10 protein-coding genes are annotated in these 11528 nt (G+C 59.0%); 3 read left to right on the top strand and 7 right to left on the bottom strand.

The genetic code is table 11. The features are described from left to right. Positions 1-29: 29 nt before the first annotated feature. Positions 30-1328: a hypothetical protein gene (locus JZM60_RS04015; RefSeq protein WP_207164235.1), complete on the bottom strand. Its 1299-nt coding sequence runs from the start codon at positions 1326-1328 to the stop codon at positions 30-32. 107 nt (positions 1329-1435) lie between these two features. On the opposite strand from JZM60_RS04015, the gene JZM60_RS04010 reads away from it, so the two are divergent. Further along, entirely contained in the window at positions 1436-2752 is a 1317-nt protein-coding gene (locus tag JZM60_RS04010) for an endonuclease Q family protein (RefSeq protein WP_241426363.1), read from the top strand. Between the two features lie 43 nt (positions 2753-2795). On the opposite strand, the gene JZM60_RS04005 is transcribed toward JZM60_RS04010, so the two are convergent. The 5 genes from JZM60_RS04005 to JZM60_RS03985 form a co-directional block, all read right to left on the bottom strand. Then, positions 2796-3461, bottom strand: coding sequence for a nitrite/sulfite reductase domain-containing protein (locus JZM60_RS04005; protein WP_207164234.1), 666 nt, complete (start codon positions 3459-3461; stop codon positions 2796-2798). 72 nt (positions 3462-3533) lie between these two features. Next, positions 3534-4787, bottom strand: coding sequence for a spinster family MFS transporter (locus JZM60_RS04000; protein WP_207164233.1), 1254 nt, complete (start codon positions 4785-4787; stop codon positions 3534-3536). A gap of 14 nt (positions 4788-4801) precedes the next feature. Next, a complete protein-coding gene (locus JZM60_RS03995) occupies positions 4802-5506 on the bottom strand; it encodes a response regulator (protein WP_207164232.1) in 705 nt (234 codons plus the stop codon). A gap of 15 nt (positions 5507-5521) precedes the next feature. Continuing rightward, the gene (gene uvrB / locus JZM60_RS03990; protein WP_207164231.1) at positions 5522-7519 is read right to left on the bottom strand and encodes an excinuclease ABC subunit UvrB; all 1998 of its coding nucleotides are present in this window, start codon (positions 7517-7519) and stop codon (positions 5522-5524) included. A 102-nt stretch (positions 7520-7621) separates the two neighbouring features. Next, entirely contained in the window at positions 7622-8074 is a 453-nt protein-coding gene (locus tag JZM60_RS03985; RefSeq protein WP_207164230.1) for a response regulator, read from the bottom strand. A 281-nt stretch (positions 8075-8355) separates the two neighbouring features. Between JZM60_RS03985 and JZM60_RS03980 the strand changes: the two genes are divergently transcribed. Further along, a complete protein-coding gene (locus JZM60_RS03980) occupies positions 8356-8544 on the top strand; it encodes a twin-arginine translocase TatA/TatE family subunit (RefSeq protein ID WP_207164229.1) in 189 nt (62 codons plus the stop codon). Between the two features lie 98 nt (positions 8545-8642). On the opposite strand, the gene JZM60_RS03975 is transcribed toward JZM60_RS03980, so the two are convergent. Beyond that, on the bottom strand, positions 8643-10562 hold the full coding sequence (locus tag JZM60_RS03975; RefSeq protein ID WP_241426362.1) for a tetratricopeptide repeat protein: 1920 nt from the start codon (positions 10560-10562) through the stop codon (positions 8643-8645). A gap of 512 nt (positions 10563-11074) precedes the next feature. On the opposite strand from JZM60_RS03975, the gene JZM60_RS03970 reads away from it, so the two are divergent. Further along, a complete protein-coding gene (locus tag JZM60_RS03970) occupies positions 11075-11527 on the top strand; it encodes an Hsp20/alpha crystallin family protein (protein WP_207164227.1) in 453 nt (150 codons plus the stop codon). The last annotated feature ends 1 nt before the right edge of the window (position 11528 follow it).

Here is an 11528-nt window from a genome sequence, read left to right as displayed (position 1 = left end):
GTAAAGTCCGTATTCTCGTCAGGCGACAATCAGTTGAAATGAACGACGAAGGCTCTTATGGAGCCCTTGGGCACTGTCCGGTAGACGACGAGCCGGGCACCGCCGGATGCCGTTCCCTTTTCGACGCGGAATTTCCCTTGGGTTTCTTTTGCTTCGATGGTGAAGTCCCGCGAGTTGGTCATCTGGTTCAAGGCGCCGCTCAAGAAGGATTCCGGGATTCCAACTCCGCTGCGATCGATGGCCTGCACGGCACGGATGGCGGTGCCGTCGCTGTAGACTTTGAATTCGGTGCGGGCCCCCTTGTAGCGCTCCCATCCAGGGTGGTCTTTTCCGTAATGGCGGTCATGCCCCTCTTTGGGGATGAAGCCGGGTAACCGGTCAAGTCCTCTCTTTGCTTCAGGAGGTGCCTGAACGGGGTTTGAATCCTGAGAAGGCTGCTGTTGTGCCGCGGTGGATGCTGGTGCCGCAACCGGAGCGGGTGATGGGGGAGTGCCGGCATTTTTAATGGATTGCTGAATTGCTTTCGGAGCAGGCGGCTTCGGCGAGGAAGCGGGAGGAGCGCCGCTGCGCGAGAGCAGCATGACTGTAGTTCCGATGGCGACAACTGCGACAGCGGCAAGCCCTATCCAGAGGCGCGGCTTGATGTCTTTTACCGGGGCTTTTCCAGATTGCCGCCGTCTCCCGGCAGGGGCACGCCCGGTTGAGGTTTCCGAAAGTGAAACCGTATCTTCCATTTCCGCCAGCGGGACCGGCTCCGGCGACTGCTGGATGACGGTCTTGAGCTTCTGGTCAAAGGTGGCTTCGGCCTGGGATGGGGCGGAGGACTGCTCCCTGCTGTAGATGTCATTGACGGCATCCGTTGCGGGGATGGGTGGCTCTGTGGTTGCCTGTACAGGCGCTTCTTCTCCGGCTGGCTCCACTGTTTCGTCCGGTTGCATTGCCGGCAGGGGTTCAGAGGCGGCCTGCTGCTGCGACGTTTCGGCGATGATCCCGATAATGTCGGCTGTCAGGTCTTCGTTGGTGCGGGAGATGTCGAGGCAGGCGTCTATGGGGGCCTGGCAAGCGGGAGAACTTCCGGGGTCGCCGAAGAGGACGACTTTAGGTTTAGTCCCTTCCGCCTGTTCGATGAGGTGCCGGGCGATGATTTCTCCGGAGAGCCCCGAAAGGTGGTTCTGGACAAAGAGGATAACCGGCGGCTCTTCCGAGATGTCCTGGATTCCCTGGCGGAGGGAGCGCGAAACCCTGAATCGTATCTGGGGAGAATCCCCTACGAAGTCGAAGAGCTTTTCGAGCCGATCCTGGTCGGCGATGAGAAGGATTGTTACCACAGGTACCCCGTGTGAGCAAAAGTAGTTGTATTCTATGTGAGGGCTTGTTGATAATCAAGGATGAATAGATGCTATATATGCAAAAGGGTTGCCGTTTGGGGGGTCCCTTGAGGGAATATTGCGCTGATCTCCATGTCCATTCCGCTTTTTCCCGGGCCACGAGCCGCGAGTGCAACCTTGCGGGGCTGGCGGGCTGGGCCGGGGTGAAGGGGATCGATGTGGTTGGGACGGGGGATTTTACCCATCCCGGCTGGCTCAGCATCCTCAGGGAGATGCTGGTTGCTGCCGAGCCGGGCTTCTTTCGGCTCCGGGGAGAAACGATACCTTCTCCCCTGCCGGGACATCCCCCGGTTCCGGCATCGGTCCGCTTTGTCCTGTCAACGGAGATAAGCTGCATATACAAGCGTCATGGTGCCGTCCGAAAGGTCCACAACCTCGTCTACGTCCCGGATATGGCGTCGGCGGAGCGCCTAGCCGCCAGGCTTGCGGGAATCGGCAACATCGAGTCGGACGGCCGCCCGATTCTTCGCCTCGACTCCAGGGATCTTCTGGAGATGGTTCTGGAGGAGGCCCCAGGTGGATTCCTCGTCCCGGCCCACATCTGGACCCCATGGTTTTCCCTCTTCGGTTCCCGCTCGGGATTCGATACGGTGGAAGAGTGCTTCGGCGATCTTGCGCCTTACGTTTTCGCCCTGGAGACCGGTCTTTCCTCCGATCCGGCCATGAACAGGATGGTTTCGGCTCTGGACCGGTTCGCGCTCATCTCCAACTCCGACTGCCACTCCCCATCCCGCCTCGGGAGGGAGGCAAACCTCTTCGCCACCGGCTTCGACTTTTTTTCGCTGCGTGATGCCCTGAAGGAAAACCGTTGCGAGACTTTCCGGGGGACCGTTGAGTTTTTCCCAGAAGAGGGGAAGTATCACCTGGATGGCCACCGGGCCTGTTCGGTCCGTCTTGTGCCGGAAGAGACCCGGCGCCTTGGCGGCCGGTGCCCCGGCTGCGGCCGTCCCCTTACCGTCGGGGTCCTTCATCGGGTCCTGGAGCTGGCCGACCGGCATGGCCCGCTGCACGCTCCCGATGCACCCGGTTTTTTCAGCCTCGTGCCGCTGCCGGAGGTGCTGGGGGAGATATTGGGGGCAGGTCCCGGCACAAAGGGGGTTATGGGCCTGTATTCGCGGCTGGTGGCTCTGTTTGGCTCTGAGTTCGGGCTTTTGCTAAGGGCCGCGCCGGAGGATATCCGGGAGATTTCGCCCCTGCTTGCCGAGGCGGTAGCGCGCATCCGTGCAGGAAGAGTTTTCCGGCAGGGGGGGTACGACGGGGAGTACGGGACGGTCCGGGTATTCGGGGAAGGGGAAGTGGCGCGGCTTTCCGGTGCCGGCGATCTGCTCTGCGAGGGGCGAAGCCGCCGGGACCGCAGACGGTGAGAAGCGGCGGTAACTCGCCCGTTACCGCCGCCCGAGCCAGGGATTATTCTCCCATCACCGCTTTCCTGAAAGCTTCGATTCCCATCTGTTCCACGATTCTCCCCAGCCTTTGCTCGCTGCCGCAGCTCTTGTAGTAGTCGACGACGCGCGCGACAATTTCCAGAACCTCATCATCGCCGGGACCGGTGTCGGTCAGGACGTCCCCGATGCGGGGGCGGGCACCGGCGTTGCCTCCCACGTAAACACGCCATCCCTTCGGGGTTCCCGATATCCCGATATCCTTGAGCATTGTCTCGGCGCAATTGATCATGCAACCCGAAACCCCCATCTTCATCTTGTTGGGGAGCTCCATGGCATGGTAAATGGCGTCGATTTTGAGCCCGAGCGCCACGGAATCCTGCACCCCCCGCTTGCACCATGTGGTGCCGGGGCAAATTTTCACGCTCCGGACGCAGAGCCCGATGGCGGCCCCAGGCCGTTCTCCCAGGTCGGCCCAGATGGTGTCCAGGTCTTCTTCTTTCACTCCCATCAGGGCAATGCGCTGGGCCGAAGTTATCTTCAGCTCCTTGATGCCGTAGCGGTCGGCCACGTCGCAGATCTTGCGGAGGGTGGCGGTGTCGGTTATGCCGCCTGGGATATGGGGGGCAATCGCGTAGGTCTCCCGATCCCGCTGGAGAATCGCCCCCTTTTCGAGGATATCTTTTTTCATCACTTCCTCCCGAAATGGATTATGAAGTTTTCTTAGCACAGTTCCCGGTGGAACGGAAGTGGTACGGGACAATCACTGCCCTGCCCGCTCCATGTCTTTTTCGATGGTGCGGCAGCAGAGAATGGCAAAGAGGGCGGCCCCCAGGATTGCGAGCGGTGTTGAGAGGAGGGCGGCGCGCAGTCCCCATAGATCCGAAAGGCGGCCGAGGATGGTGGGAGAGATGGCATCGCCCAGGGCGTGGATGAAGAAGATGTTTACGGCGAAAGCCATGGCGCGGATTGCCGGGGGGGTGACGTTGATGATGACGGTGTTAAGGGGGCCGGTATTGAGGAATAGGAAAAATTCGGCCAGAAACATGGCCCCAACGCAATGGTAAAGGGAGGGGGTCAGGATGGCGTAGGCGGCGGCCGGGGCGCCCAGGAGGAATCCCCATCCGGAGACCAGAAGATATCCCTTCGGCGTGCGGCGCTGGAGCCGGTCGCCGAGCCAGCCGCCGGCAAGGGTGCCGCAGATGCCGGTCACCACTGTGAGGCCGCCGAATAGGGTGTTGCCGGCGGCGACGCCGAGGCCGTGCTCCCGGTACAGGAATGTCGGTATCCACTGGGCGAGGCCACCCAGAGCGAAAGTCATAGCCGCCATGGCCAGGGTGTTGGCAATGAAGGAACGGTTCCTGAGCAGAGAGCGGTAGCTGCCGCGTCCGGTGGCCGCGTTCTGCTCCGGTACGGGGCCCGGATTCCGGAGCGGCTCCCGCATGAGCCAGACCGGCAGAACCAGCAGCAGTCCCGGCAAACCGACGATCAGGAACGCGGCATGCCATCCCCAGTGCTGGCCCACCACTCCTCCCAGCAGATAGCCCAGGGCGCTCCCAACGGGGATTGCCAGGTAAAAGAGGGATAGTATGCGGCCCCGGCGCTCCCGGTCGAAGAAATCGGCCAGGAGGCCGGGGGAAACCGTGCCGAAGCTGGCTTCGCCGATGCCGACCGTGGTGCGGGCGGCAAACAGGAGCCGGTAGGTTGGAGCAAGGCCAGCGGCAGCCGTGGCCACGCTCCAGATGGCAAGCCCCGTTGCGGCAAGTCGAGTTCTGCTCCAGCGGTCGCCGAGCCACCCGAAAAAGGGGGCTGAAACCATGTAGGTTATCATGAACGCACTGCCGAGAAGGCCGAGGGCCGTGTCGGAAAGGGCGAAGTCTTGCTGGATGAGGGGAAAAACCGCGTAGAGGACCTGCCGGTCTATGTAGTTGAGAAGGTTGACTCCCAGGAGCAGTGCCAGAGCATAGCGCGAGTAGGGAGATGTTTTCGGGAGAACCGCCGTAGAGTTTTCTTGCATTTGCCGACCCCTGTTCATTGGTGCGGAGAGGTGGAGGCAATGAAGCGCTTCACCTGGTCGAAGGCGTTGGGGGCAATGCTTAGAAACTCTACTCCGAACCCTTCCGGAAGAACCGGTTTGACCCGCCGGTGCCCCTGGTTGACCCACGCTACCCTGGCGTCGGTCTCGATGAGATCGCTGCCGGGGATGAAGAATCCGAGCCGTATCCGGTCTTCGATCTCAATGTTGCATCGAGATACCACATAGACGCCGCGGAAACTGATGTCTTCGATTGATCCGTGGAAACTCGACCCCCCGGCATTGAACACGGCCAGGGCGGCGCATCTGACCCGCGGATGTCGCCTTTCCACCTGGGGGATGAAGCGGCGGCCCGCTTCGAGAAACTCGCGCCGGTCAACGGGCTTTGTAATTACCCCGTCGCATCCGGCAGCGAGTCCTGGCTTCGGGGCATGTTCCTTGCCCTCCTTGACCATCATTATCACCGGAATGGATCGCAGGTCGCTGTCCCCCTTGATCTGTTCGCAACAGGCCATTCCGTCCATGTCAGGCAACCGGAGATTCATATAAATCAGGTTTGGCTTCTGCTCACGGGCGATTCTCAGTGCTTCTTTGCCGTCCGTTGCGGTGAGGACCGTGACCGGGGAATTTTTGAGGAAATCCTTCAGAAGGGAAAGAAAAAAAGGTTCATTCTCGACAAGCAGTATCACGGGTGTTTTCATGCAGTCTCCGGCATCTCAGGGGTGGAGTTGAAGTTGCCGCTCTTCCAGCGTCTTTATACGGTCGCGGAGCTCCGCCGCCTTTTCGAACTCCAGATTCTTGGCAAAGGCAAGCATCTCTTTGCGCAGTTTTTTGACCATCTTCGGTATTTCATCGGCAGGCATGTACGACTCAGGTGTCTCGGCGGCAATCGGAATCGTGTAGTAGTCCCGCTCCTCTATGGATTCGAGGATGCTGCGGAGCCCCTTCTTCACCGTTTGGGGGATAATCCCATGCTCGGCATTGAAGGCTTCCTGGATCGCCCGGCGCCGGGAAGTCTCGTCAATACAGGCCTGCATTGAGCCTGTTATGGTGTCGGCGTACATGATGACCCGCCCCATTACGTTGCGGGCTGCCCTGCCGCAGGTCTGGATGAGGGAGCGGGCCGAGCGGAGGAACCCCTCCTTGTCGGCGTCGAGGATAGCCACCAGCGAGACTTCGGGGATGTCGAGCCCCTCCCGCAGGAGGTTGATCCCCACCAGTACGTCGAACTCGCCGAGGCGAAGGTCCCGGATGATCTGCATTCTCTGGATGGTGTCGATGTCCGAGTGGAGGTAGCGCACCCGCACCCCCAGGTCCCGGTAGTAGTTGGTCAGTTCCTCGGCCATCCGCTTGGTGAGGGTGGTGACCAGCACCCGCTCGCCCCTGGCCACGGTTTCGCGGACTTCGTGGAGGAGGTCGTCCACCTGTCCTGACGCGGGCCGCACCTCGATGACCGGATCCAGGAGGCCGGTGGGGCGGATCACCTGTTCTACCACCACGCCGCCGGCCTGCTGCAGTTCGTAGTCGGCTGGGGTTGCGGAGACGTAGACCGCCTGGTTGAGGCGCTCGGTAAACTCCCGGAACGTAAGGGGGCGGTTATCCAGGGCCGAAGGGAGCCGGAACCCGTAGTTCACCAGGGTTTCCTTGCGGCTGCGGTCCCCCCGGTACATTCCACCCACCTGGGAAACGGTAATGTGGGATTCGTCGATGAACAGAAGGAAGTCCTTCGGAAAATAGTCGAGAAGGGTGTAGGGGGGCTCTCCGGGCATCCGACCATCGAAGTGGCGGGAGTAGTTCTCGATCCCCTGGCAGAACCCCATCTCCTCCATCATCTCCAGGTCGAACATGGTGCGCTGCTCAATCCGCTGGGCCTCCACGAGCATGTTTTGCTCCCGGAACCACTGGAGCCTCTCCCGCAGGGCGAGCCGGATCTCCTCGATGGCCCGCTCCAGGGTCTCCCGGGTGGCAACGTAGTGGGAGGCGGGGTAGATGGCGCACTTGGCGAGCCGCTGGTGCGCCACGCCTCGCAGGGGATCGATCTCCGTGATGGCATCCACCGTGTCGCCGAAGAACTCGACCCGCAGCGCCTTCTCGTCTTCGTGGGCCGGGAATATCTCCACGATGTCCCCCCTCACCCGGAAAGTCCCCCGGTGGAAGTCCACGTCGTTTCGCTCGTACTGGATATCCACCAGCTTGCGAAGAAGCGTGTCCCGGCCATATTCCTCCCCCTCGTGGAAGAAGATGTGCATTGCCTGATATTCGGCAGGGGAGCCGATGCCGTAGATGCACGATACCGATGCGACGATGATGACGTCGCGGCGCGTCAGGAGGCTGCGGGTGGCGGCATGGCGCAGCTTGTCTATTTCGTCGTTTATGGAGGAGTCCTTCTCGATGAAGGTGTCGGTGGTGGGGATGTACGCCTCCGGCTGGTAGTAGTCGTAGTAGGAGACGAAGTACTCCACGGCGTTGTGGGGGAAAAGCTCCTTGAACTCGCCGTAGAGCTGGGCAGCCAGGGTCTTGTTGGGGGCCAGGACCAGGGCGGGACGGTTGGTGGCGGCGATGACGTTCGCCATGGTGAACGTTTTCCCCGAACCGGTGACGCCGAGAAGAACCTGGTGGGGGTCGCCCCGGAGGATTCCCTCGCACAGTTCTTCGATGGCTCTCGGCTGGTCTCCGCGGGGAGTATGGTCACTTACCAGGGTGTAGCGGTCCATGGAAGGATACTACCACGCCTGGGGAGCGTTTGCATCGGGGAAAAAGGCGTGGCGGCCTTAAGGCCCAGCTGGGGCAAGGGATGGCTGACGCCCCGCTGGAGCTTATTTGGTCGCGTTTGATAGTTTTGGGGTCAGATTCAGGGTGAGCCAGTAGGTGCCGATGACGCGAAGCGTTTCACTCAGTTGATTGAAATCGACCGGTTTGCGGATGTAGCTGTTGGCGCCGAGGGAGTGGCATTCCAGAATATCCTGCTCTTCATTGGATGAGGTGAAAATCACCACGGGTAGAAGTCTTGTCCGCTCGTCGCTTCTGATCCGCCGCAGGACCTCGAGCCCGTCGACTTTCGGGAGTTTCAGGTCAAGCAGCACCAGGCTGGGCATGGTACTCGTATCGCGTTTTTCGTGGGCTCCTGAACCGAAAAGGAAATCAAGGGCTTCGACCCCATCATGGGCCACGCTAATCTCGGAGGCGGTGTTGTGCTTGCGAAGAGCGCGAAGCGTCAAAACCTCGTCGTCGGGATTATCTTCAACAAGGAGAATGTGTCTGTTGGTCATGGGCAGCCCTTGCACATGGGGTTGTTGAGCGTGGCGAGTTTACCATACCAATCGGAGAGAGTGAAGCATATCGCTTTAACTAATAGGTAACCGGCAACTCAAAAAACTTGTATTTGTCATAAACTCGAATGGATTATATCGATAGAAGGATAGAAAATACAGGAAAATTTGTTATGCGCCAAGAGGTTTGACTGGGCGGAGTGCGAGATGCGATGCTTGATTTTTCGACAGTCAGATGAAATACTTGCTGATAGTTATCAGGAAAAGGAGGTACGCCCGGTATGTTTGGATTTGGAATGCCTGAGCTTATAGTCATCCTCGTCATAGTGCTGGTGGTATTCGGCGCAGGCCGGCTGCCCGAGATCGGTGCCGCTCTTGGCAAGAGTATCCGGAATTTTAAGCGTGCATCGGACGAAAAAGAGGAAATTGAGATCAAGCCGGAGAAGAAGAAGGACGAATCTTCCAAGTAGGCAAGCGGATGGTAGATGTATTTAAGGGCCGGCTGATGCCGGCCCTTTTTTATGGTGAGAACAAGGAAGAAGAAAGCCTCGGGTGCTTTTCCGTAGGGCTAATTTTTCTTGGTTTTTTTGGTCGTCTTAGCTTTTTTTGTGGCCTTGCTTTTGGTTGTTGCTTTCTTTTTTGAACTCTTTTTGGACGTTTTCTTGGCAGAACTCTTTTTGGATTTCTTCTTGACCCCTTTGGTCGCTTTTGCTTTCCGGTACTTTTTGCTGAAGCGGGGGGTATCCGGAGAAAGTTCATCCTTGATGTTGCTCAGGAGAACAGCCGTTTCTTCCATGCCGGGGTCGGCTTTCTTGGCTGCTTCCAGAACTTCCTTGGCTTCATTGATCTTGCCGGTCTTAAGGTAGATGCGTCCCAGGGCATTGAGGCTCTTGGCGTGGTCCCCCTTCAGATCGATGGCTTTTTTGTACCGTTCCTCGGCAGCATTGTAATCTTTTTTGAATTCATAGATTAGGCCGAGCTTGTAATGGCTTGCCGGATCGTCGGGAGCGAGTTCCACCCCTTCTTGCAGCAATGAGATAAGGTCGTCATATTTCTTTGTCTTCACGTAAATGGCGGTGAGGACATTGCGGGCTTCCGCGTCGTGCTTGTTGATCCGGAGTATTTCCCGGTACTGTTGTTCCGCCTCGTTGGTCATGTTGCTTTTGCGGTATAGGGCCGCCAGCTCCCGCCGTGCCTCAAGGTTGTCCGGGGCGGTACGGATGGCCTCCTGATAGGAGGTGACGGCTTCCTGCGGATTTTTGGCGCTCAGGTGCGCCCGGGCAAGTTTCAGATGGAGCAGGGGATTGCTGTCCCCCTTCTTGAGAAGTTCCTTGTACTGTTCGATAGCCTGGGGATGGTTGCCCCTGAGCGCGTATATGTCTGCCAGGCGCCTGCGGGCATCGCCGTTGCCGGGAGAATCGTGGATGGCTTGCTTGTACTCGACCACCGCCTCGTCGATGAGGCCCTTGCGCTCATAAACAACGCCGAGGTTGTAGTGGGTATCGCCTCCGCCGATTCTGAGCCGGATGAGTTCCTTGTAGGAGGCAATGGCATCATCGTCAAGGCCGGCTGCTGTCTGGGCGTCGGTGAGCTTTATGAGGGCGGCGGGCCAGTCGGGTTTTTCCCGGAGGGCGGCCTTGAACTCTTCGGCGGCCTTTGCGTATTCCTTGGCCTGCATCAGTTCGTCGCCTCGCCTGAGGCGCTCGTCGGAGAGGACGCCGCGCTGCTTTCCCGCCAGAAGCGATTCATAGTCGGCAGCCTTATGATCCCCTGCTTTCTCATAGGCCTCGGCAAGCAGAAGGTTGATCTCTTTGTTGCCGGGATTGGCGATCTGGGCCTGCTTCAGTTCCGCTATTGCCCGATTGATCTCTCCTCCCGCCATATAGAGTGAGGCAAGGCCCAGGCGGGCGCCTTCGTAGGAGGGGGAGATCCTGAGCGCCTTGCGGTACTGCTTTTCAGCGTCGTCTCCTTTGCCCATATCCTGGTACAGACCGGCAAGTTCCGTGGGGATTTCCGGGTCGGAAGGGAGCCCCTTGGCCGCTTCGGCGTAATGGTAGAGGGCCAGGGAGTATAGCTTGCGCTTGCCGAATATCCCGGCAAGGCCCTGGTGATAGCGGGGGTCCGGGTCCGATGATATGGCCCGGGTCAGTTCCACTACCGCGTCGTCGTAGCTTCCCTTCTCGAGAAGGGCAAGGCCGAGGTTTCCCTGGGCCCGGGGAAAGGCCGGGTCAAGGCGGATGGCTTCGCTGTAATTCCTGATCGCGTCGTCATGCCGTGCTTCCCGCTCGGCCCTTAACCCCTGGACGAAATAACCGGCAGCTCCGTCGGGACAATAGTCGAGGATTTGCTTCTCGGCATCTTTTGACTTTTCGTTATGGGGATTTGTTGCAAAGGTGGCTGCTATGCGTTTTGCATCGTCACAGCGGTTCTCGGCTCCCGCGGTCATGGGGGTTGCGATGGCAAGCTGGAAGAGGAGGGTCGGGATCAAGATCGTTCTGCAATATATCACGCAGTGTCCTCCTGAAATCTAAAGTGAAATGGTGTTGCGATACCTGCCGCTGCGTTTTTTATGGCAGGTTCTGGTTGTGCGGGAAGGTGCTCGGCGGCAGTTTTCCCGCTGTCGGTCCCGAACGTTGCGGCGTTCCGGAGTGGCGGTGGCGCTGATGGACCGGCTGGGCGAAGCAGAGGGCCGTCAATGCGGCGCAGTGCCCGGATGAAGGGAGCGGAATCGATACTGGACAGTGTTAGGCCGGATATGCAATTCGGGGGATTATACACAGTGGGGTGGCAAAATTCAATCGATTAACCTCTTTTGAAGCGCCATGGCAGTAAGGGCGCGGGATTCCCGATGGTTTTCCGGCATGGTGACTACCGCGCCGGATTGCCTTGACTTCGGGCACAAAGATGATTAGATGATTAAACTAAGACTCCAGAGCCGGCCCGGTCCATTCAGGGGGTAGAGGTTCTGGTTAACTGGCCTTTCCGAATCACGGGGGTGCTATGGCCGTAATACCTAAAGAACCGCGCGACTGGCTTTCTCTGCTGCAACGGCAGATGGAAGAGGTCTTTGACTACATTGCCAGTACCGGAGAAGGGGAGCGTTGGAGCGAGTGCGAATATTTCCCCTCCATCGACATTTTCGAGACTCCGGAAGAATTTGCTGTGGAATTCGAGCTTCCCGGCATCGAGCAGGGAGATTTGTCCCTTAAGCTGTGCTGTAACATGTTGATTCTGGAAGGGGTCAAGCATGAAGACACCCATGACGGTGTAAGCTACATCTGTCTGGAGCGCAGGTTCGGGCGTTTCTGCCGAACCGTCGAGATTCCGCCGACGGTGGATCTCAGTGCAGTAAAGGCCACTTTCCGGAGGGGGGTCCTGGTTGTAACTTTCCCCCGGCTCTCGGATCGGGGCAAGATTATCCGCGAGATACCGATAGAACAAGGAGATACGTAAC

The organism is Geobacter benzoatilyticus, assembly GCF_017338855.1.
GTDB classification, from domain to species: Bacteria; Desulfobacterota; Desulfuromonadia; order Geobacterales; family Geobacteraceae; genus Geobacter; species Geobacter benzoatilyticus.
The sequence above is the reverse complement of the archived record's forward strand: the minus strand, read 5'-3'. Positions and strand labels throughout refer to the sequence as shown.

Bases quoted from the DNA above. Each gene is read 5' to 3' on its own strand.
- JZM60_RS04005 (WP_207164234.1), bottom strand. From the start codon at position 3,461: ATGAAAAAAGATATCCTCGAAAAGGGGGCGATTCTCCAGCGGGATCGG.
- JZM60_RS04000 (WP_207164233.1), bottom strand. From the start codon at position 4,787: ATGCAAGAAAACTCTACGGCGGTTCTCCCGAAAACATCTCCCTACTCG.
- JZM60_RS03995 (WP_207164232.1), bottom strand. From the start codon at position 5,506: ATGAAAACACCCGTGATACTGCTTGTCGAGAATGAACCTTTTTTTCTT.
- uvrB (WP_207164231.1), bottom strand. From the start codon at position 7,519: ATGGACCGCTACACCCTGGTAAGTGACCATACTCCCCGCGGAGACCAG.
- JZM60_RS03985 (WP_207164230.1), bottom strand. From the start codon at position 8,074: ATGACCAACAGACACATTCTCCTTGTTGAAGATAATCCCGACGACGAG.
- JZM60_RS03980 (WP_207164229.1), top strand. From the start codon at position 8,356: ATGTTTGGATTTGGAATGCCTGAGCTTATAGTCATCCTCGTCATAGTG.
- JZM60_RS03970 (WP_207164227.1), top strand. From the start codon at position 11,075: ATGGCCGTAATACCTAAAGAACCGCGCGACTGGCTTTCTCTGCTGCAA.